Origin of the sequence: Stenotrophomonas sp. TWI587 (assembly GCF_039674145.1) — a bacterium.
GTDB lineage: Bacteria > Pseudomonadota > Gammaproteobacteria > Xanthomonadales > Xanthomonadaceae > Stenotrophomonas > Stenotrophomonas maltophilia_AY.
The window spans coordinates 255132-275869 of sequence record NZ_JBDJMW010000001.1 but is presented as its reverse complement, the minus strand read 5'-3'; the positions used below and the strand labels follow the sequence as shown (position 1 = coordinate 275869).

Sequence of the window (20738 nt, the reverse complement as noted above, 5' to 3'; positions counted from 1 at the left end):
AAGAAGTGAACCGCCAAGGGTACCCGCATGGCGGGCATCACGCTGTCTTTGAGGCGGCAGCGATCATCTGCGCCAGCCGGTCGGCGATGGCCTCCCCTACCTCTGGCGGCAGGCGCGAGCGCGACAGCGCTTCGAACACCCACATGCCATCGGCGGCGAGCTTGGCGATGAACAGGTCCAGCGCGGCCGGGTCGCTCAGGTCGTGCGGGGTGGGCGGCGACCAGCGCTCGGCGACGGTGGACCAGGGCTGCACGTTCTCGTCGGTCGCCGCCGCGTCGAACATCAGCTGCAACTCGGCGCGGGTGGCGGTCTGCACGCAGGTCAATGCGTACGCCTGGTAGCGCTCGGTTGCATCGGCGGCTTCGGCGGGCTTGCCCGCCATCTGGATCAGGCTCGCCTCCCACACGCCGGCCAGGTGCTGGTGGATGCCCTGCAGCAGCGCATCGCGCGAGGGAAAGTGGTACAGCAGCCCGCCCCGGGCGATGCCGGATTCGGTGGCCACCGCTTCAAAGGTCAGTGCGGTGATGCCGTCGCGTTCGATCACGCGGACGGCGGCATCAAGGATGTTGGTTCGGTTGCTCGGGCGCATGGGATCAGTGGGCGTGGGAGGCGGTGGTGGCCGTGCCGGGGCCATGGCGGCGCAGCAGCACGCCGGTGGTGACGGTGCCGACCAGCAGCACCCCGGCGATCACATACAGTACCCAAACGTAGCTGGCGTCGTACGCGGTGCTGGCTGCCGCCAGCCAGCCGGCATCGCCGCCCGGTTGTGCGGCCAGGGCGAGTGCCTGCTGGATGCTCTCGCCTGCGGCCGGGTCCACGCCGTCCGGCAGCGTCACGGTGGCCGAGTACAGCGCGGCGATCAGGCTGCCCAGCAGGGAGACCGCGAACAGGTTGCCGAATTCATAGGACACCTCCTCCACCGACGACGCCATGCCGGCGCGGTGCGGGGGCACGTTGCCGATGATCGCGGTGGAGGCCACGGAGATGGTGGCGCCCATGCCCAGCCCGGTCAGCAGCAGCCCGGCAAGGGTCCAGCCAAGGTGGCCGCCGAAGGTGGCCGCGACCAGCACCACACCGGCAGTGCCCACGCCCAGCCCGCCGGTGATCAGCGGCAACAGCCCGACGCGGTGCAGGAACATGCCCCCAAAAATGGCGCTGGGCAGGCACCCGATCGCCACCACGGACACCAGCAGGCCAGCCTGCAACGGGGTGTAGTCGGCGACCAGCTGGAAGCGCTGGGTGGTCAGCAACTGCAGCCCGGCGATGGCGAACATCGCGAACGCCGCAGAGAGCACGCCGGCCAGGAACGGCGCGTTGCGGAAGATGGCCACGTCGAGCATCGGATACGGCAGGCGGCGCTGGCGGCGCAGGAACAGCACCAGACCGACAACGAAGATCAGCGCGGCCCCGCCGGCCAGCGGCCAGTTCGGCGGTGCATGCGCGACCTCCTTGATCGCGACGACCAGCCCGGACAAGGCGATCAGGCTGAGCAGCGAGGAGATCAGATCCCATGGCTTGCTCGCATCGGGCGTGCCGTGCGGCGCGAACAGCACTGCCCCGAGAATGGCGAGCAGCACGATCGGGACATTGATCAGGAACACCGCGCCCCACCAGAAGTGGGCCAGCAGCACGCCGCCGACGATCGGACCGAGGGCCGCGCCGATGATGGAAATGCAGCCCCACACGGCGATGGCCAGGTTGCGCTCGCGTTCGTCCTCGAAGGTCAGGCTGATCAGCGCCAGCGTGGCGGGCATCATCGCCGCCGCACCCACGGCCAACAGCGCACGGGCGGCGATCAGCAGATTGGCATCCGGCGCGAACGCGGCCAGCAGCGAGGCAATGCCGAAGATCACCAGGCCGATCAGAAACATGCGGCGGTGCCCCAGCCGGTCGCCCAAGGTGCCGGCACCCAACAACAGGCCGGCCATCACCAGCGGGTAGGCGTTGATGATCCACAGGCCCTGCAGCGGGGTTGCGCCCAGCTCTTTGGTCAGGGTGGGCAAGGCGGTATAGAGCACCGAGTTGTCCAGGGTGATCAGCAGCAGGCCGGCGGCAACGGTGAGCAGCAGGCTCCAACGCTGGGTCTTGGTGGGGGTCATGTCGGATCGGAGGGGGCGACGGGATCGTAACTATACAGACTATCCTGTTTAGTTTTAACGACAGGAAGCTGGCCGCGTTCAGTCTGCAGCGGGGGTGTTTGATGCGCACGACACACCGCGCCGTGGCCGGTGCGCCCGCCCAACGACGTTTACATCATTGCAGGGGGCTCACCCGGGCAGGCAGGCGCCTTCCCGATAGGGACTGTGTTGGGGGAATGCTATGGACGGACAGAAAGAGGCTTTTCGGTTGGCGCATGCCGAGCTGGCGCGGTGCTGGGCAGGCGGTATGTCAGCAGCGGAGCGCTGGGCGGTGTACGACGGCATCCATGATCGGCTCGTCGCGCAATGGCCCGGTGATGCGAATCGCATTGTCGGCATGATGGTGATGTGGGTGACCGAGATCCGCGGCACCTGCCCTGCCCCGTACCGCGTGGCGGATCCGGGCCTGAGTGACACCACGCTGCTGCGCGGGTGTCGTATCGATTCCTGAGCCGCTACGAGGCGGTGGGCTGGAACGGATCGGTATGGCCGGCCACTTCCATGTTGATCGCGTTGATCAGTGCGGAAATGGCGGTCGCCAGGCGGCGGCTGTCGGCGATGGAGCCGAAGAACAGAATGGACGTGCCCTCCAGTTCGACGCCGGCCAGCCCGAGTTCACCCTTGAGGGCGGCGACGCGCTCGCCGAACAGTTTCAACCAGCGTGCATCGGGTGCGACATCGAGCATGGCCACGATCGCTTCGTCCGCGCCGTGATCGACACTGGTGCGCAGCGTCGGAACGTCGAAACCCAGCAGGCGTGGCACGCTGCTGTCGGGGGAGGGAATGCTCATGGGCGCATGGTAGCCGGTAACCGGGTGCGGTGCCGGTGGCCGCCCAGTGGTGCGGGCCTGTGAAATGCGAAACACATGGCCAGCGCGGCCGGGCCACGGCGCCTACAGACGGGTCTTCTGCTTCCTGTTCGCTCTGGTGGGGGGCCTTCATGCGGGTGCCGTCATCGCACGCATGCGTCTCGACAGCGTCTTTATCCTGGCCGGATCATGCTCGCGCTGACATGCCCACGTCCGGGCTCACGAGGAAACGCCATGCTGCCGCTCCGCTCGATGTTGCTGACCTCCCTTCTTGCGCTCACACCGGTGCTGGCCAGCGCGGCGGACAAGGTCACCACAACCCCTGTGCACTTCACCAAGGGCGCCAGCAGCGCCACGTTGCGCGGCACGTTGTCCGGCTATGAGACGGTTCGATACACGGTTGCCGCGCGTGCGGGCCAGACCATGGCGGTGACGATCGACGGCAGCCCGAATGCCAACTTCAACGTCTTCGCGCCCGGCGTGGTGCCCGGGGAGGGTGAGGCGCTGGGCAGCAATGACGAAAAGCGCCGCTGGAGCGGGACCCTGCCGAACACCGGCACCTACGTGGTGCAGGTCTACCAGATGCGGGCGCAGGCACGCCGTAACGAGAAGGCACCGCACAGCGTGACGGTGGCCATCCGCTGAGTCCTGCACCGGGTATTCTCGGCATCGTCGGCTTCCTCCTTCGCAAGGACCCGGGATGGACTTCCTCAAACTGCTGCGGTCGCTGGAAGAGTTCCTCTACGAGCTGTGTACCTGGTTCCTGTTTTTTCCGCGCACGCTGTATCGCGTTATCGTCCATCCGCGGCGGATGGCCCAGTACGTCAACACCGAACTGACGCAGAAGCTGGACCGCCAGTTCGACGATGCGATCAGCCCGCCGATGTTTCTGATGCTGGCGGTGCTGGTCGCGCACGGGGTGGAGCTGATGCTGCACCAGCAGGTGGTCGGGACCGGGGCACTGTCGCGCTCGGTCTTCGGCAATGAAGAGAGCCTGCTGCTGTATCGCTCGATCACCTTCGCGATCTGGCCGCTGGTCACCACCACGCACCTGCTGCGGCGCAAGCACGTGCCGATGACACGCGAGTCGCTGCGCAGGCCGTTCTTCATGCAGTGCTATCTGACCGCGCCGTTCGCGGTGGCGCTGTCCACCAGCATGGTGTTCGTGCGGCTGCCGGGCCAGTTGTCGACCACACTGGGCATCGCGGTCGGCGTGCTCGCCGCGCTCTGGTATGCCGTGGTGCAGGCCGGGTGGCTGAAGGTCGCGCTGCAGCGCTCATGGCTCAACACCCTCCTCTCGACCCTGTGGGTGCTGGTACTCGGCGCGGCGATCAACATGACGATCGGCGTGATCCTGCTCTCCAACTGAGGGCGCCACTGCCGATCAACCGCCATGTCCCGCATATCCTTTCCGCGCCCTTCCGTGCGAACCTTCCGGAACGTTTTCATGGAATGGAGGGATTCCACATGCTGTCTCGTTTCCACCGGCCGGCGCTGCTGGCCCTGATGATGTTCGCCGCCCCGCTGGGCAGCGCCTGGGCGCAGGCACCAGGTGCATTGAAGGTGATGTCGTTCAACGTACGCACGCCGGCCGATACCGACCCGGGCAAGCGCTGGGAGGACCGCCGCGATGCGATGGTCACGCTGATCCGCGAACAGAAGCCCGAGGTGATCGGCACCCAGGAGCTGGTCAAGAAACAGGGCGACTATCTGGTCTCGCACCTGCCCGGCTATACCCTGTTCGGCAGGGACCGCCGCGGCGGCAACGGCGATGAACACATGGGCGTGCTGTACGACAACACGCGCCTGAAGGTGATCGAGTCAGGCGACTTCTGGCTGTCCGATACGCCGGATGTCCCGGGCAGCATCACCTGGGGCAACCTGTTCCCGCGCATGGTGACCTGGGCACTGTTCCAGCGTCAGGCCGACGGCCAGCGTTTTTACCTGTTCAATACCCACCTGCCCTACCGCGATGAGGATGAGCCGCGCCGCGTACTCGGCGCGAAGCTGATCGTCTCGCGGCTGGCCGCACTGCCCAAGGACATCCCGGTCGTGGTCACCGGCGATTTCAACAGTGAGCCCGGCAGTGACACCTACAAGGCATTCACCGCTGCGTTGGGCGATGCTCGCAAACTCGCCGGCAAGGTCGACGGCCCGCGCCTGACCTTCCATGACTTCACCGGCAAGCCCACCGTGGAGCTGGACTGGATCCTGGTGCGCGGCTTCAGCGTGGACAGCTTCAGCACGCTGGAACAGAAGCCTGGTGGCGTGCTGCCCTCGGATCATTATCCGGTGCAGGCCGAGCTGCGGTTCCCGGCGTCCGCGGCCACAGGCAAGTAAGAAGACCAACGATGGGCGGTCACGGCTGCCGCTCATCGATCTGCTGCAGCAGCCGGTACAGCGCCTGATGCTGCTCGCGCGCCTGGCAGATCCGCGCGCCGATGGCGATGAACACACCGGTGGCGATCAAGCCGATTTCGAACAGGCCTTCGGTGAGGCAACAGAATCCCATGAGCACTGCGAGGATCGCTACGACCAGCAGGGCGATCACGCCGCGGGAAAGCCCCGCGCCGGACCCTGGCCCCTGCTCGTTCAAACGCGCGCGGACAGGACGCCACTGATTGGGTTGCATGCGGGCCACTCCAGAAAACGACCCACGCTTTTAGCACCGTGCGCAGACACCGTGCAGAGGCAAAGCCGTCAACCGCGACGCACTGCGCAGCGGAAGTGACGGCTGTTGCTCATTCCTTCCCCGGGACGGCGCCGTCGCCGCCCCGAGACCCACGCGGCGGTCAGCGTTGCATGACCGCCACCGGCACCTTGGCTGCATCCTGCTGTTGGCCCCAGCCACCCAAGGCCTTGTACACCCCCACCACACTGACGTTGACCGTGGATTCGGCCTCGGCCAGTGCGTCATCCGCAGCGAGCTGCGTCCGCTGGGCATCCAGCAGCGTCAGGAAATCCTCCGAACCCTCGCGGAAACGGATCTGCGCCAGTTCCTCTGCGCGGCCTGCCGCCTGGGCCTGCTCGGCGACGATCGCCAGGCGTGCCTGCTGCTTGGCGTAGCGCGTCAGTGCGTTCTCGGTGTCTTCCAGCGCCAGCAGCACCGCTTTCTCGTACTCGGCCGCAGCACCGTCGGCCTGCGCCTTGCTTGCGCGCAGACGGGCCTTCACGGTGCCGAAATCGAACGCGGCCCAGCTGATCGACGGGGTCACCGACCACGCCTTGTTGCTGCCGTTGACCAGGCCACTGGCATCGCCGGACAGGAAACCGACGAAACCGCTCAGACTGATCCGCGGGAACAGATCGGCCGTGGCCACCCCGACGCGCGCGGTCGCCGCTGCCAGCCGACGCTCGGCCACGCGCACATCGGCGCGCTGACGCAGCAGATCGGTGGTGTCACCCAATGGCAAGGCCTTGGCATACGGCCGCATATCACGCGGCTGCAGCAGGCTGTCCAGTGCATCCGGGCGCTGGCCCAGCAGCACCGCCAGGCGATGCCGTGACTGCACTTCGGCCACTTCCAGCAGCGGGATGTCGGCCTCGATCGCCTTCAGCCGCGCACGGCTGCTCTGCACGTCCAGCTCGCTGCCGGCACCCAGTTCCCACCGGGTTTCGGTGAGCTTCTGGGTGTCGCGCAGATTGACCAGGGTGCGCTTGGCCACCGCGATGCGCTTCTGGGTACCGCGCAGCTCGAAGTAGTTGCGGGCCACTTCGGCGGCGACGGTGACCTGGGCATCGGCAAGATTGTCCTGCTCGGCGCCCAAGTCCGCGCGCGCTGCTTCGGCGGCACGGCGCTGGCGACCGAACAGATCCAGTTCCCAGCCGGCATCGAAGCCCAGCTGGTAACTCTCGCTGAAGACACGCTCGCCACCCACCGTTGCATCCGGCTGCTTGCGACGGTCGTAGCTGCCGCCGCTGGTGACGTGCGGCAACTGGTCCAGGCGCTGCTCGACGAACACCGCGCGGGCCTCGCGCACGCGCGACATCGCGATGCGCAGGTCCAGGTTGGTGCCCAGTGCTTCATGCACCAGCTGCTCCAACACCGGATCGTCGAACTGGGCCCACCAGCTCGCCACCGGCGAGGTGGTGGTGAACACCGGCGCGGCGGCGCCCTGCAGGGTCACCGGCTCGGCCGGCGGCGCCTGGTAGTTGGGGCCGACGCTGACGCAGCCGGCCAGCAGCGCGCTGGTCACGGCCACGGTCAACAGGCGGATCACCATGGCAGCACCTCGCCGAGGTAGGTGAAGCTGCCGTTCGGGCCATCGGCATCGATCAGTGCCATGCCCACGCTGGAACGCGCGCCTTCGCTGATCTCGATCTCGCCCTCGCCACCGTTCATGTCGGTTTTGACGTAGCCCGGGTGCACGGTATTGACCTTGGTGGTGCTCTCGCGCAGCTCATAGGCCAGCTGCACGGTCCAGGCATTCACCGCGCTCTTGGAGGCGTTGTAGGCCGGCACCGCGAAGCCGTAGATCGGCGAGCCCGGCTGGCTGTGCAGGGTCAGCGAGCCCAGGATGCTGGAGACGTTGACGATGCGGCCGGCCGGCGAGGCGTTGAGCAGCGGCAGGAACGCCTGGGTGACGGCGATCACCGCAAACACGTTGGTGTCGAACGTATCGCGCCAGGTCTGCAGGGTCTGCGCAGAGGGGGCCAGCTTGATGTCGTCGAGCAGAATGCCGGCGTTGTTGACCAGGATGTCCAGGCGGCCGTGACGCTCGGTCACGGTCTGCACGGCGGCGGCGATGCTGGCAGCATCGCCCACGTCGAGCTGGATCGCCTCGACCGGCAGGCCCTCGGCCTGCAGTTTGAGCGCCTCGGCCACGGCGACGTCGCGCTTGCGCCCGGCCAACAGCGTATGCACGCCGGCCTGGGCCAGCTGACGGACGGTTTCCAGGCCGATGCCGCGGGTGGCACCGGTGACCAGGGCGATCTTTTGGGTAGCGGTATTCATAGGAAAAACCTCGCGGGGGAAGGAATCAGTGGTGGATGGTCGGTTCGCCGTGGGTCACCAGCTGCCCGCCGCCATTACGGCTGACGAACTTGCGCAGGGCCACGTAGAACACCGGGGTCAGGAACAGGCCGAACAGGGTGACGCCCAGCATGCCGGCGAACACCGTGATACCGGTCACCGAGCGGACTTCCGCACCGGCGCCATGCGAGATCACCAGCGGGATGGTGCCGGCGATGAACGCGATGGAGGTCATCACGATCGGGCGCAGACGCAGGCGGCACGCTTCCAGTGCAGCCTCCACGATGCCCTTGCCGCCCATCTCCAGTTCTCGGGCGAACTCCACGATCAGGATCGCGTTCTTGCACGCCAGGCCCATCAGCACCACCAGGCCGACCTGTACGAACACGTTGTTGTCACCGCCCGTCATCCATACGCCGAACAACGCAGACAGCAGGGTCATGGGGACAATCAGGATCACCGCCAGCGGCAGCGACCAGCTTTCATACAGCGCAGCCAGCACCAGGAACGCCAGCAGGATCGCTACCGGGAACACGATGAAGGCGGCCTTGCCCTGCGTGGCCTGCTGGTAGCTCAGGTCGGTCCACTCGGTCTGCATGCCCACCGGCAGCACCTGCCCGGCGATCTCGGTCAACTTGGCCATGGCTTCGGCCGAGGACAGCATGCGCGGGTCGGCTTCGCCGGCCAGATCGGCCGCCGGGTAGCCGTTGAAGCGCAGCACCGGGTCAGGACCGTAGGTTTCCTTCACGGTCACCATCGAGCCGATCGGCACCATCTCGCCACGGTTGTTGCGGGTACGCAGGCGCCCGATGTCTTCCACGCTGTCACGGAACTGGCCGTCGGCCTGGGCGATCACCTGCCAGGTACGCCCGAACTGGTTGAAGTCGTTCACGTACGACGAGCCCAGGTAGGTCTGCAGCGTGTCGAACAACTCGGTCAGTTCCACGCCCTGGGCCTTGGCCTTGACGCGGTCAACTTCGGCGTCCAGCTGCGGCACGTTGGCCTGGTAGCTGGTGATCGGGAACGCCATGCCCGGCGTCTGCGCGACCGCCCCCTGCATCGTGCTCACCGCGGTCTGCAGTGCGCCGTAGCCGAGATTTCCACGGTCCTGGATGAACATCTGGTAGCCGTTGCCGTTGCCCAGGCCGAGGATCGGCGGCGGCATCATGGAGAACGCGAAGCCCTCCTGCAGCCCGGCGATCTTGGCGTTGATCTCGGCATTGATCTGCGCGGCGGTCCGCCCCTTCCGCTCACTGAACGGCTTGAGCGGAACGAAGGCCACACCGGTATTAGGCGTGTTGGTGAACTGCAGTGCGTTCAGACCCGGGAACTGGATCGTGTGCGCGACGCCATCGGTATTGCGCGCGATCTCGGCGACCTTGGCCAGCATGGCGTCGGTGCGTGCGATCGAAGAGCCTTCCGGCAGCTTCACACCCGCGATCAGGTACAGCTTGTCCTGGGTCGGGATGAAGCCGGCCGGTACCGCCTTGAACATCAGGCCGGTGGCCAGCAGCAGGCCGGCGTAGACCACGAACACCAGGCCACGACGGCCCAGCAGACGGCCGACCGTGCCGTGGTACTTCTCCGAGCTGGTCTTGAAGAAGCGGTTGAACGGACGGAAGATCCAGCCGAACAGACGATCGATCAGGCGGGTCAGGCCATCCTTCGGCGCGCCGTGCGGCTTGAGCAGGCGCGCGGCCAGGGCCGGCGAAAGGGTCAGCGAGTTGATCGCTGAGATGACGGTCGAGATGGCGATGGTGACGGCGAACTGCTTGTAGAACGCGCCGGTCACGCCCGACAGGAACGCCATCGGCACGAACACCGCACACAGCACCAGCGCGATCGCCACGATCGGGCCTGACACTTCACGCATTGCCTGGTGGGCCGCGGCCAGCGGGGTCAGGCCTTCTTCGATGTTGCGCTCGACGTTCTCCACCACCACGATCGCATCATCGACCACGATGCCGATCGCCAGCACCAGCCCGAACAGGGTCAGCGTGTTGATCGAGAAGCCCAGCACGTACAGCGCCGCGAACGTACCCACGATGGACACCGGCACCGCGATCAACGGAATGATCGAGGCGCGCCAGGTCTGCAGGAACAGGATCACCACCAGCACCACCAGCGCGATCGCTTCCAGCAACGTGGAGACCACGGCCTTGACCGAGTCGCGCACGAAGATGGTGGTGTCATACACCGCTTCGTACTTCACGCCGGCCGGGAACTGCTTGGTCAGCTCATCCATGGTGTGGATGACCGAGTCGCGGATTTCCAGTGCGTTCGCGCCCGGGGCCTGGAAGATACCGATACCGACCGCGTTCTTGCCGTCCAGCTGCGAGCGCAGCGTGTAGTCGCCGGCGCCCAGTTCCAGGCGGGCCACATCGGACAGGCGCACCACTTCACCGTCGTCACCGGCCTTGAGCACGATGTCGCGGAATTCCTGCTCGCTGCGCAGGCGGCCCTGGGCATTGATCAGGGTCAGAAAGTCGCTGCTCGGCATCGGTTCTGCGCCGAGCTGGCCGGCCGAGACCTGCACGTTCTGCTCGCGCATCGCGCGCACCACGTCACTGGCGGTCAGGCCGCGCGCGGCAACCTTGTCCGGGTCCAGCCACGCACGCATGGCGTAGTCGCCCCCACCGAACATCTGCGCATCACCGACGCCCTGCAGGCGTGCCAGGGCATCCTTGACGTGCAGGCGGGCGTAGTTGCGCAGGTACAGCGAGTCGTACTTGCCGTCCGGCGAAGTCAGGTGGACCACCATCAGGAAGGTGGGCGACTGCTTCTGGGTGGATACACCCTGGCGGCGCACGTCTTCGGGCAGGCGCGCCTGCGCCTGGGCGACGCGGTTCTGCACCTTCACCGCGGCCTCGTCCGGATCGGTGCCCGGGCGGAAGGTCACGGTCATCTGCAGCACGCCATCGGAGCCGGCGACGGACTTGATGTACATCATGTCCTCCACGCCGTTGATCGCTTCTTCCAGTGGCGTGGCCACGGTTTCAGCGATCACCTTGGGGTTGGCGCCCGGGTATACCGTGCGCACCACCACCGAGGGCGGCACCACTTCGGGGTACTCGCTGATCGGCAGCATGGGAATCGCGATCAGGCCTGCGGCGAAGATCACGATCGACAGCACCGCCGCGAAGATCGGCCTGTCAATGAAAAAACGGGAAAAGTCCATGGGTGGATTCCTGGGTGTTCGCCGACACCGGCATGCAGGACCCCTGCCGCTGTCGCGGACGACAGCGGAGACGGGCAGCCCCGCACGGGGCATCAGCGAGGGAAGATCAGTTCAGAGCAGCGGTGGCTTTCGGCGCAACGGTGCCGTCGGCCGGCTGCATCGCAACCGCCTTGGCCTGGACCGGCATGCCGGGCATGAAGACTTTCTGCACGCCGTCGATGATCACGCGGTCGCCGGCCTTCAGGCCCTGCTCCACGATGCGCAGGCCATCGGCATTGCGGCCGAGCTGCACGTCGCGGCGCTGCGCCTTGTTGTCCTTGTCGACCACGTAGACGAACTTGCGGTCCTGGTCGGTCAGCACGGCCTTTTCATCGATCAGCATGGCCTGGAACTGGCCACTGCCGAGCAGCTGCACGCGGGCGAACAGGCCCGGGGTGAAGGCGCGGTCGGCATTGTCCAGCAGCGCGCGGACCCGGATGGTGCCGGTGCTGCGGGTCACCTGGTTGTCCAGGAAGTCGACCTTGCCTTCGTGCGGGAAGCCCTCCTCACCCGACAGGCCGACCTTCACCGGCAGCTCGCTGTCGCGCTCGCTGGGGCGTTCACCCTTGCGCGCCATCTGGGCGTAACGCAGGAAGGTCCCTTCATCGGCATCGAAGTACACATGCACCTTGTCCAGCGAGACCAGCGTGGTCAGCACGCTGGCGCTGTCACCGGCGGTGACCAGGTTGCCAGCGGTCACCATCGCGCGGCCGGCACGGCCGTTGATCGGTGCGCGTACCTGGGTGAACTCCATGTTCAAGCGGGCCGCATCGACCGCCGCCTGCGCGGCCTGTACCTGCGCGAGCGCCTGCTCGGACACCGCACGGCGCTGTTCCCAGGTCTCGGTGGAGATGGCCTGCTGGTCGGACAGGCGGCGGGCACGGTCGGCTTCGCTGCGGCTCACCTGGGCCTGGGTGCGGGCGCGGTTGAGCTCGGCGGTGGCGCGGTCCAGCTCGGCGCGGTAGCTGCGGGCGTCGATGGTGAACAGCACATCGCCCTTCTTGACCTCCTGGCCTTCGACATAGTTGACCTTGTCGATGTAGCCGGAGACACGCGGGCGCAGTTCAACGCTCTCGACCGCTTCGACGCGGCCGCTGAAGTCGTCCCACTGGCTGACCTGCTTGACCAGGACCGGGGCGGCACTGACCGAGGGCGGCGGCGGCATGCCGGCTTCTTCAGCGTGGCTGCCGCTGCAGGCGGTCAGCACCGCGGCAGCAAGAATCGACACGCCGGCCAGGGCCAGCCGTCGGGTGAAACGGTGCGGGGTGGAAGAGGAAGAAGTCATGACATGCATCCGTACGTAGGGGTGGTGATACAGGGAAATCAAAAAGACGGGGCGACGTGGGGGCGTAGCCTGGGACCTGAACCTAGGTGAAGGTCAAGCGGTGCCGGCGGTGTTGCGCGAGATCGGAGGAGGCCAATCCAGGTGCAGCAGCCCGCGCGGCAGTTCAGCATCGCGCGTGTCGCAGCGGACGATGGCGCGGTTGTCCGTGCAGCTGTCGAGCAGGGAGACCACGCGGCGGCCGACCAGCAGTGCGCTCGGCCACTCGATGCAGGCATTGGCCGCGTTGGCCGGGGTACAGACCGGGTTGCACACTTCCAGCATCTGCGCGCGCACGCCCAGCGCCTGGGCTTCCTGGTGCAGCACCTGCGCGTACATGCGCGTGGTGGACATGGTGATGGACGACTCACCGTGACCGGCCCACGGCTTGAAGCCGGCCGGACCGCCCACGAGCACATAGCGACGCGTCTGTGCGCCACCGCGCAGCAACGGCAGCAGGTGCCGCCCGGCATGCACATGCGGCATCACATCGGCCTGCAGCGCCTGCAACAGGGCGTCGCCGCTGCGGTCGGTCACGCGGCCGCGGTTGTACGGCCCGCCCATCGCATCGACCACGGCGGCCAGCGTCCGACGACGTCCGCCCAAGCGCTCGGCCACGGTGCGCGCAGAGCCGTCGTCGCCCAACGAGCCGAGCAGCACTTCCAGGCCCGGCTCGTCGGCGAACTGCTCCTGCAGCGCCGCCAGCCGGGCGGGATCGCGGCCGACCACCAGGACCGGGCTGCCGGCCTCCAGCAAGGCCGCCACGATGCCCTGGCCCACGCTGCCGGTGCCACCGAGCACCAGCACCTCGGGGGCCAATGTCCCATTCATGGGACTTTCACTCCCGTCGCCGGGATAATCCCAATTCGGCCCAGTCGGTCGACGCCGCGGGCACCCAGGCGAATGCTGCCACCACGCTGCATGTTGGCAGGTGGCGTGAACTCACGGAAAGCCTTGCGGGACAGGGAACTCAAGCGGGGCTCCACGGTCAGCGCCAGGTCCAGCGGGGCGTTGGGGCCGCTACGCAGGCGGCCAAGAATGTTCCGCAACCACATGGTTGTCGTCCTTCATATCTGGAATGGCGCCAGATTAGTCCTCAAACTCCCCCTTGATTAGTCCGGATTTAGGGGAATAATCATCCCGTGCCCGGCACAATCATTTGCGGCACTCTCTCCTCCCCCGACCTTGGATCCCGTCATGGCCCACGATCTCAACGACACGCTGATCTTCGTCAAGGTGGTCGAGCAAGGCAGTTTCATTGCCGCCGCCACTGCACTGGGGCTGCCCAAGACGACGGTCAGCCGCAAAGTGCAGGAACTGGAAACGCGTCTTGGCGCACGCCTGTTGCACCGGACCACCCGCCGCCTCGGCCTTACCGAAGCCGGCTCGGTCTATCACGAGCACTGCCAGCGCATCGCACGCGAACTGGAAGAAGCCGAAGGCGCGGTCAACCAGCTGCAGTCCGGCCCGCGCGGCTGGCTTCGCTTCACCGTGCCCTATTCGATCGGCATCACCTGGATCGCGCCGCTGCTCGGCCAGTTCCATGCGCAGTACCCGGAAATCCAGTTGGACATGCACCTGGGCAACGAGAAGCTCGACCTGATTGCCGGTGAAGCGGATCTGGCGCTGCGCGTGGGCACCCTGCCCGACTCCAACCTGGTCGCGCGCAAGCTGGGCAGCCTGCGCACGCAGGTGTTCGCCAGCCCGGCCTATATCGAACGCTACGGCGAGCCGCTGCATCCGGATGAGCTGCAGTTCCACCGCATCCTGGCCATGCGCAAGGCACGCAACCTCAACAACAACCGCTTCTTCTGGCAGCTGGGCGAGAACGGTGGTGAGCTGCTGGATTTCCCGGTGAATCCGCTGTTGGTGGCCAATGACCCGTCCGCGTTGAACGGTGCATTGGTGTGCGGCGAAGGGTTGTTGTTGACCGGTGACGTGATGGCCAAGCCGTTCGTCGAATCGGGCATGGTGCGCCGGGTGCTGGCCGGCTGGACCGGGCCGGAAGTGGACTTCAACGCGGTATTCGCCGGCGGCCGGCTGGTCTCGCCGAAGGTGCGCGCCTTCGTTGATTTCCTGGTCGAGAAGATGAACTTCGACGCCAACTACATGCTGGCCCAGTGCCCGGCCGCAAAGCTGGCCAAGCAGCAGCAGACCCAGGTGGAAACCGAGCTGCAGGCGGCCGGGAAGCGGATTCTGGAGACGGTGACGGCGGGGTAATGCTGGCGATGCTTCATCAGCGCAGTGCCGTATGAACGACAACGCCGCCCTTGGGCGGCGTTGTCGTTTGGGTGTTGCGGGAATGCAGGTGTGCGAGCGGACGGAATTGTTCCGCGCGTACCGGCCAACGGCCGGTACCTACAAAAAATGCCGCCTGTAAGGGCGGCATTTTTGTGTCGCGAACCTGTGGCTCGCTACACGCAATAACAGCGCGCGGGCGCGCCGTTATTGCTGCAAAGGAATCACACGGATCTCGACGCGGCGGTTCTGCGCGCGGCCGGCATCGGTGTTGTTGTCGGCAATCGGGTAGGCCTTGCCGGCACCCAGGGTCTCAATACGGGCGCGCTGCACACCCTGGCCGGCCAGGTAGGCGGCGACGGAGTCGGCGCGTTCCTTGGACAGACGGTTGTTGACCGCGTCGCTGCCGATGCTGTCGGTGTGGCCGACCACTTCGATGATCGTCTGGTTGTACTCGGCCAGCGTGCTGGCCACGCCGTTGAGCGAACCGTAGAACTGCGGCTTCAGCGTGGACTTGCCGAAATCGAAGGTGATGCCGTCCGGCAGGTTCAGGACCAGGTTGTCGCCGTTGCGGGAGACATCGATACCGGTGTTGGCAGTACGCTCGCGCAGGGCGCGCTCCTGACGGTCCTGGTACTGGCCGACGGCCGCACCGCTGAGTGCACCAATACCGGCACCGATCATGGCGTGCTGGCGGCGCTCGGTAGCGCTGTTGCCGCTGAGCAGGCCTGCAGCGACGCCGACGGCGGTGCCGATCAGGGCATTGCGGCCGGTACGGTTCTGCTGTTCGACAGGGTTGCCGTACTGGTCACTCTGGACATACGAGCCGCCGGTGGCGCAGGCCGTCAGGGCGGCAGCGGTCATCAGGGCCAGGGCCACGTTGCGGGTTGCGGGTCGAATCATGAGGTTTCTCCTTGGTTACCGGACGCCGCCGGCGTGCGGGGCGTGAAGAGCATAAACAGCCCAACGCGATGCCGGCATGATGAATGTCACGCCCGGCAGCTCCCTGTTCAGGTAAACGGTTACGGCAAAAGCGACTTTTACGGGACGCCGGTCACGCCCCGCCGGTATGCCGATACGCTGCCAACGCGGCATCCCGACCCTCGCTCAGATCCACCAGCGGCAGGGTCGGATACCCGGGCGCGAACTCGGCCAGCAGCTGCGGCGATTGCCACGGGGCGAAGCGCGCCTTCACCGGTAGTGCCCCCAGTTCGGGTACCCAGCGCGTGATGTAGCGCGCCTGCGGATCGAACTTCTGCGACTGCGTCACCGGATTGAAGATCCGGAAGTAAGGCGCCGCGTCCGCCCCCGTGCCGGCAACCCATTGCCACCCCATGGTGTTGTTGGCCAGATCCGCGTCGACCAGGGTGTCCCAGAACCAGCGCGCGCCTTCGCGCCAATGCTGGCGCATGTGCTTGCACAGATAGCTGGCGACGATCATGCGCACGCGGTTGTGCATGTAGCCGGTGGCCCACAGCTCGCGCATCCCCGCATCCACGATCGGGATGCCGGTACGGCCCTGCTGCCACGCACGCAGCGCGTCGGCATCGGGCTTGGCCCAGTCGAACTGATCGAAGCGCGGGTTGAGGTTGTGATCCGGGGTCTGCGGGAAGTGATGCAGCAGGTGATACGAAAACTCGCGCCAGCCCAACTCGCGGATGTAGCCATCGATGTCGGCATCGCGACTGGCGCTGCGCTCGCCCTGCAGACGACGCGCGATCTGCCACGGGGCGATCTCGCCGAAATGCAGATGCGGCGACAGCATCGAGGTGCCCACACGGTCCGGCAGATCACGCTGCTCGCGGTAACCGTTGAGTGCACCGTCGATGAAGACGCCCAGCGCCTCGTGCGCGCCCGCCTCGCCCGGTTGCCAGTGGTCCCAGAACTGCCGATCCCACGGAATCGACGGCGCCAGGCCGAGCGTGTCGAGGCTCTCGCCGCTGGCGCTGTGCGCGGGCAGCCGATCCGGCAATCGGGTCGGGGCCGGCAACTGCAGACGGGTCAGCGCATTGCGCCAGAACGGGGTGAACACCTTGTACGGCCCGCCCTGCTGGGTCGCCACATCCCACGGTTCGAACATCAGGCTGCCGTTGTGGCTTTCGGCGTCGATACCCTGCTCGCGCAGTTCCCGCTTGATCGTCGCATCGCGTGGCTGCGTGGCCGGCTCGTACTTGCGGTTCCAGTACACCGCGACCGCACCGGTCTGCTCGATCAGCTGCTGCAGCTGTGCCTGGCTGTCGCCCTGGCGGAGCACCAGTGCCGAGCCGCGCGCACGGAGCTCGGCGTCCAGCGCGGTGAGTGAGCGATGCAGCCACGTATCCGATGCAGCGCCCGGGGCCCAGTCGCCCTCCTCCTGCGGCGCATGGATGTAGACCGGCACCGGCACGTGGCCTGCGTCCAAGGCGGCCTGCAGGGCCGGGTTGTCCTGCAACCGCAGATCACGACGAAACCACACCAGCGCTACCGACACGAGACTACCCCGGAAGATTGTTGAGGCAATGATAGCCAGTACAGGTGAAGGGGAGGCAGCGATCACGCGTGAATGGCCCGCACTGTTCCACACCGCCGCGCTTGACCTCAATCGTGCTTGAGGTTCTATCGTGGCATCACCGTGCTGCTTGCCGGCACCGCCCTCATCTGCTCTTCCGGAGATATCCATGGCCTACACCCTCCCCGCCCTGCCCTACGCCTACGACGCACTCGAACCGCACTTCGACGCACGCACGATGGAAATCCATCATGCCAAACACCACCAGGCCTACATCACCAACCTCAATGCCGCGCTCGCCGATGCCGGGATCCAGAGCACGGATATCGATGCACTGATCGCCGATATCGGCTCTCTGCCCGAGGGGGTGCGCAACGCCGTCCGCAACAACGGCGGCGGGCATGCCAATCACAGCCTGTTCTGGACGGTGCTGACCGCCAACGGGAGCACGCCGGAAGGCACGGTGGCTAAGGCGATCGAGCGCGATCTCGGCGGCTACGCCGCGTTCAAGGAGGCCTTCACCAAGGCCGCGCAGACCCGCTTCGGCAGCGGCTGGGCGTGGTTGACGCTGACCCGCGACGGCACGCTTCTGGTGGAGAGCAGCCCGAACCAGGACAACCCGCTGATGGGCGAGTTCGCCGGCCTTTCCGGTGGCACGCCGATCCTGGGGCTGGATGTGTGGGAACACGCCTACTACCTCAACTACCAGAACCGTCGTCCGGACTACATCGCCGCCTTCTTCGAGCTGATCGACTGGGCCGAAGTGGCGCGCCGTTACCAGGCCGCCGGCGGGCGATGATGGGCGCCGGTACTGCACGGTAGAGACAGCGATGGATATCCCCGCACTGCAACGTCTGCTCGAGCGTGGTCGCGACAGCGCCCTGCTCCGCTTCGGCCTGGGCAAGGCTCTGCTCGACGCGGGTGACACCGCGGAGGCGGTCATCCATCTGCAGGGCTGTGTCGCGCAGGATCCGCGCTACTCGGCAGGCTGGAAATGGCTGGGTAAAGCACATCTGGCGGCCGGCGATACGGACGCGGCATCACAGGCGTGGCGCGAAGGGATTACCGTCGCCGAGACCAACGGCGACAAGCAGGCGGCCAAGGAGATGGCCGTGTTCCTGCGGCGACTTCAGAAGGCGGATGCGAGCCGGGTGTGATCGCCCGGCATCGCTACCAGAGCAGACCGTTGTTGTAGAGCGCGATCAGGGTCCACATCAAGGCGATCACCGCGAAGCCGGTGAAATAGGTCCAGTTCTGGTGCGCGGCCGTCCAATCGTCTTTTCCAAAGCGGCCGCCGCTGAAAGCGAACAGCGTGACGCGCCCAATACCGAACACCAGAATCTGCACGATGAACACGACCACGATCCAGTGGATCACGGTCAGTACGCCACGCTTGATCTCCTCTTCCATGTGCCGCCGCCCCAATCCGTTGGAAAGCCTGACATCGACGATGCGCAGGCGAACAACATTGAGGATAGCGGACGGAACAGTCAATCGCCTTTCGCGCGCCGCTGCTGTGCATCGAAGCGTTGCATGGACGCACGGATCAGCGCCTTGGCCTCGGCGGCATTGCCCCAGCCGTTGAGCTGGACCGGATTACGGCCGGCAGGCAGGTCTTTGTAGACCCGGAAGAAGGCTTCGATGCGCTGCCGTTCGATCAGCGGCAGGTCATCCAGATCGCGGATGTTGGCGTAGGTCGGGTCGATCTTGTCGGTCGGCACGCCGATCACCTTTTCATCCTGCTCCCCGTCATCGACCATCTTCAGGAAGCCGATCGGGCGGAACCGCACGATCACGCCGGGATGCAGCGGCTCGCGGGTCAACACCAGTGCGTCCAGCGGATCGTTGTCGCCAGCCAGGGTGCGTGGCATCGAGCCGTAGTTGGCCGGGTATGCCACAGGCATGGACTGGAAGCGGTCCACATGGACCAGACCGTCTTCCTTGATCTCGTACTTCGTGAAGCTGCCGGCCGGGATCTCCACGGCCAGATGCACTTCGTCCGGCGCGTTCTTCGGCTGCGCGGCGAGGAAGGGGTGCAGGACCGCATTGGCGGCCACGCTGGTACCGGCGAGCAGCAGCAGCGAGGTGGCCAATACGACCAGCCCGAGGGAACGGCGATGGATCATCTCAGTCTCCACGAATGGCCGGGCGCGCCGCAGCGGCCCGGCCGCTCGATCATTCCCAACAACGGTCGGCGCGGCCCTTGAGGGTCTGGGCGCGCGTGCAGTCACGGGGGGCGATGCGTCCCTGCGTCAGTTCGGCTTTCTGTTTGCGGCCATCGGTGCCGCGTGTCAACTCGAAGCCGTCGTACAGGCGGCCGGTGACGGTGCGCGCCTCGTAACGCAGGTGGCTCGGATCGATCTTCAACACTTGGAACAGCTGCGTGTCCTCACCCACCGGTGCCATGGTGGCACGAGCTTCGTCAGACAGCCGGTACTGCTTCGGTCCAGCCACGGTGACCACAAACTGCGGCGTCGCACCCTTCCCTTCGCCACGGCGGCCGTAGGTGTGGTCGTGGCCCTGCAGGACCAGATCGACCTGGTGGCGGCGCACCACGGGCAGCAGCACATCGCGCAGCTCGGTGTTCTCACGGCCTTCGCGCGGGGAGTAGAACGGCTGGTGCAGCAGCACAATGCTCCACGGGTGCGGGTTGTCGGCCAGCACCTTGTCCAGCCAGGCGGCCTGCGCCTTGGCGGTGCCGAGATCGAGCGCGGAGGTGCCGTCGAGCACGGCGATGCGCACGCCCTGGTAGTCGAACCAGTAGGTGCTGGTATCCGCGGCGTCCACACCATTACGCGGCAGCGCGAACGTCACCGGCCAATGGCGGCCGAGCACGCGACGCTCCTGCGGGGTGTCTTCAAACTCCTCGAAGTACTCATGGTTGCCGATCGCCGGGGCCACGGCGGTCTCCTGCGGCAGCCAGCCGGCAGCGGCGAACCACTCGCCCCACTCGCTGTCGTCCTGCCCGTCGCCGCCGCTGACCAGGTCACCGGCGAACAGGCTCAGGCGCGCTTCCGGGGCGGCCTTGATGCCGGCCCGCATCACCCGCGAGACGTGGCTGAGGTTCTTGTTCTGGGTATCACCGAAATACAACAACGTGAGCGGCTGCTCGGCACGGCCGGCGGTGCGCAGCTGGTTCCAGGCACTCCAGGTGTTCTGTCCCTGCACGCGCCACAGGTACAACGTATCCGGCTGCAGGCCGGTGATGTCGGCACGGTGATGATGGGACGCGCCCAGTTCGGTGGTCAGCGCCTGCGTGATGGCAGTGATGCGGGTGGGCGTGCCGACATCCGGCGAGTCGCCGGCCACGACCCACTCCAGCACGGGCGCCTTGACGGAGGTGTCGGTGCGCCAGGCAACCGAGAAGCCGCGTGCGGCGTCCTGTGCCGGGGAGGCGACCAGGCGGTCCGGGAAGCCGGTGGCCGCGTAGTGACGGCTGCCGGCCGGCACCTGGGTGTTGGGCTCTGCACCGTTCTCGGCATCTTTTTTCGCCACGGCACTGCCGCTGCACAGCAGCAGCGCCATCACAAGCGCGGTCAGCGCGGCTGGAACACG

The 20738-nt window shown here is 66.5% G+C and carries 21 protein-coding genes; 7 read left to right on the top strand and 14 right to left on the bottom strand.

The window, feature by feature from the left end; all coding sequences use genetic code 11:
• Nucleotides 1-37: 37 nt before the first annotated feature.
• Both ABE464_RS01340 and ABE464_RS01335 read right to left on the bottom strand, forming a co-directional pair.
• Nucleotides 38-589 carry a TetR/AcrR family transcriptional regulator gene (locus ABE464_RS01340; RefSeq protein ID WP_346470406.1) on the bottom strand — a complete coding sequence of 184 codons (552 nt, stop codon included), beginning with the start codon at nucleotides 587-589 and terminating at the stop codon, nucleotides 38-40.
• 4 nt (nucleotides 590-593) lie between these two features.
• The gene (locus tag ABE464_RS01335; protein WP_346470405.1) at nucleotides 594-2099 is read right to left on the bottom strand and encodes an MFS transporter; all 1506 of its coding nucleotides are present in this window, start codon (nucleotides 2097-2099) and stop codon (nucleotides 594-596) included.
• Between the two features lie 220 nt (nucleotides 2100-2319).
• Here ABE464_RS01335 and ABE464_RS01330 point away from each other — a divergent pair, with 220 nt between their 5' ends.
• The gene (locus tag ABE464_RS01330; RefSeq protein ID WP_346470404.1) at nucleotides 2320-2589 is read left to right on the top strand and encodes a hypothetical protein; all 270 of its coding nucleotides are present in this window, start codon (nucleotides 2320-2322) and stop codon (nucleotides 2587-2589) included.
• Between the two features lie 4 nt (nucleotides 2590-2593).
• Here ABE464_RS01330 and ABE464_RS01325 read toward each other — a convergent pair whose 3' ends face one another.
• Nucleotides 2594-2929, bottom strand: coding sequence for a hypothetical protein (locus tag ABE464_RS01325; RefSeq protein ID WP_346470403.1), 336 nt, complete (start codon nucleotides 2927-2929; stop codon nucleotides 2594-2596).
• A gap of 252 nt (nucleotides 2930-3181) precedes the next feature.
• Between ABE464_RS01325 and ABE464_RS01320 the strand changes: the two genes are divergently transcribed.
• The 3 genes from ABE464_RS01320 to ABE464_RS01310 all read left to right on the top strand — a co-directional run bounded on the left by ABE464_RS01320 (nucleotide 3182) and on the right by ABE464_RS01310 (nucleotide 5287).
• The gene (locus ABE464_RS01320; RefSeq protein ID WP_346470402.1) at nucleotides 3182-3592 is read left to right on the top strand and encodes a g-type lysozyme inhibitor; all 411 of its coding nucleotides are present in this window, start codon (nucleotides 3182-3184) and stop codon (nucleotides 3590-3592) included.
• A gap of 55 nt (nucleotides 3593-3647) precedes the next feature.
• Complete coding sequence (locus ABE464_RS01315) at nucleotides 3648-4316, top strand: hypothetical protein (RefSeq protein WP_346470401.1); 669 nt, start codon at nucleotides 3648-3650, stop codon at nucleotides 4314-4316.
• Nucleotides 4317-4414: 98 nt separating this feature from the next.
• Nucleotides 4415-5287 (top strand): endonuclease/exonuclease/phosphatase family protein, encoded by an 873-nt coding sequence (locus ABE464_RS01310; RefSeq protein WP_346470400.1) that lies wholly within the window; start codon nucleotides 4415-4417, stop codon nucleotides 5285-5287.
• Between the two features lie 19 nt (nucleotides 5288-5306).
• On the opposite strand, the gene ABE464_RS01305 is transcribed toward ABE464_RS01310, so the two are convergent.
• The 6 genes from ABE464_RS01305 to ABE464_RS01280 form a co-directional block, all read right to left on the bottom strand.
• A complete protein-coding gene (locus tag ABE464_RS01305; protein WP_346470399.1) occupies nucleotides 5307-5498 on the bottom strand; it encodes a hypothetical protein in 192 nt (63 codons plus the stop codon).
• A 241-nt stretch (nucleotides 5499-5739) separates the two neighbouring features.
• Complete coding sequence (locus ABE464_RS01300) at nucleotides 5740-7170, bottom strand: efflux transporter outer membrane subunit (RefSeq protein WP_346470398.1); 1431 nt, start codon at nucleotides 7168-7170, stop codon at nucleotides 5740-5742.
• Nucleotides 7164-7901: an SDR family oxidoreductase gene (locus ABE464_RS01295; protein ID WP_121041922.1), complete on the bottom strand. Its 738-nt coding sequence runs from the start codon at nucleotides 7899-7901 to the stop codon at nucleotides 7164-7166. The genes ABE464_RS01300 and ABE464_RS01295 overlap by 7 nt, the downstream gene beginning before the upstream one ends.
• A 25-nt stretch (nucleotides 7902-7926) precedes the next feature.
• The gene (locus tag ABE464_RS01290) at nucleotides 7927-11097 is read right to left on the bottom strand and encodes a multidrug efflux RND transporter permease subunit (RefSeq protein ID WP_346470397.1); all 3171 of its coding nucleotides are present in this window, start codon (nucleotides 11095-11097) and stop codon (nucleotides 7927-7929) included.
• Nucleotides 11098-11203: 106 nt separating this feature from the next.
• The gene (locus tag ABE464_RS01285; protein ID WP_346470396.1) at nucleotides 11204-12421 is read right to left on the bottom strand and encodes an efflux RND transporter periplasmic adaptor subunit; all 1218 of its coding nucleotides are present in this window, start codon (nucleotides 12419-12421) and stop codon (nucleotides 11204-11206) included.
• A 93-nt stretch (nucleotides 12422-12514) separates the two neighbouring features.
• Nucleotides 12515-13288, bottom strand: a complete 774-nt coding sequence (locus ABE464_RS01280) for an SDR family NAD(P)-dependent oxidoreductase (RefSeq protein ID WP_346470395.1) — start codon at nucleotides 13286-13288, stop codon at nucleotides 12515-12517.
• A gap of 366 nt (nucleotides 13289-13654) precedes the next feature.
• Between ABE464_RS01280 and ABE464_RS01275 the strand changes: the two genes are divergently transcribed.
• The gene (locus tag ABE464_RS01275; RefSeq protein WP_121041912.1) at nucleotides 13655-14677 is read left to right on the top strand and encodes a LysR family transcriptional regulator; all 1023 of its coding nucleotides are present in this window, start codon (nucleotides 13655-13657) and stop codon (nucleotides 14675-14677) included.
• Nucleotides 14678-14902: 225 nt separating this feature from the next.
• Here ABE464_RS01275 and ABE464_RS01270 read toward each other — a convergent pair whose 3' ends face one another.
• The gene (locus ABE464_RS01270; RefSeq protein WP_123728987.1) at nucleotides 14903-15598 is read right to left on the bottom strand and encodes an OmpA family protein; all 696 of its coding nucleotides are present in this window, start codon (nucleotides 15596-15598) and stop codon (nucleotides 14903-14905) included.
• A gap of 151 nt (nucleotides 15599-15749) precedes the next feature.
• Nucleotides 15750-17165 (bottom strand): deoxyribodipyrimidine photo-lyase, encoded by a 1416-nt coding sequence (locus ABE464_RS01265; protein ID WP_346470394.1) that lies wholly within the window; start codon nucleotides 17163-17165, stop codon nucleotides 15750-15752.
• 187 nt (nucleotides 17166-17352) lie between these two features.
• Between ABE464_RS01265 and ABE464_RS01260 the strand changes: the two genes are divergently transcribed.
• Nucleotides 17353-17982, top strand: a complete 630-nt coding sequence (locus tag ABE464_RS01260) for a superoxide dismutase (protein WP_346470393.1) — start codon at nucleotides 17353-17355, stop codon at nucleotides 17980-17982.
• 31 nt (nucleotides 17983-18013) lie between these two features.
• A complete protein-coding gene (locus tag ABE464_RS01255; protein WP_346470392.1) occupies nucleotides 18014-18340 on the top strand; it encodes a tetratricopeptide repeat protein in 327 nt (108 codons plus the stop codon).
• A 13-nt stretch (nucleotides 18341-18353) separates the two neighbouring features.
• Here the strand turns inward: ABE464_RS01255 and ABE464_RS01250 are convergent, their stop codons facing one another.
• From ABE464_RS01250 to ABE464_RS01240, 3 genes are all read right to left on the bottom strand, one after another.
• A complete protein-coding gene (locus ABE464_RS01250; protein WP_346470391.1) occupies nucleotides 18354-18593 on the bottom strand; it encodes a hypothetical protein in 240 nt (79 codons plus the stop codon).
• 80 nt (nucleotides 18594-18673) lie between these two features.
• Nucleotides 18674-19309, bottom strand: a complete 636-nt coding sequence (locus ABE464_RS01245) for an inorganic diphosphatase (RefSeq protein WP_346470390.1) — start codon at nucleotides 19307-19309, stop codon at nucleotides 18674-18676.
• Between the two features lie 49 nt (nucleotides 19310-19358).
• A complete protein-coding gene (locus ABE464_RS01240; RefSeq protein ID WP_346470686.1) occupies nucleotides 19359-20708 on the bottom strand; it encodes a metallophosphoesterase family protein in 1350 nt (449 codons plus the stop codon).
• Between the last annotated feature and the right edge of the window lie 30 nt (nucleotides 20709-20738).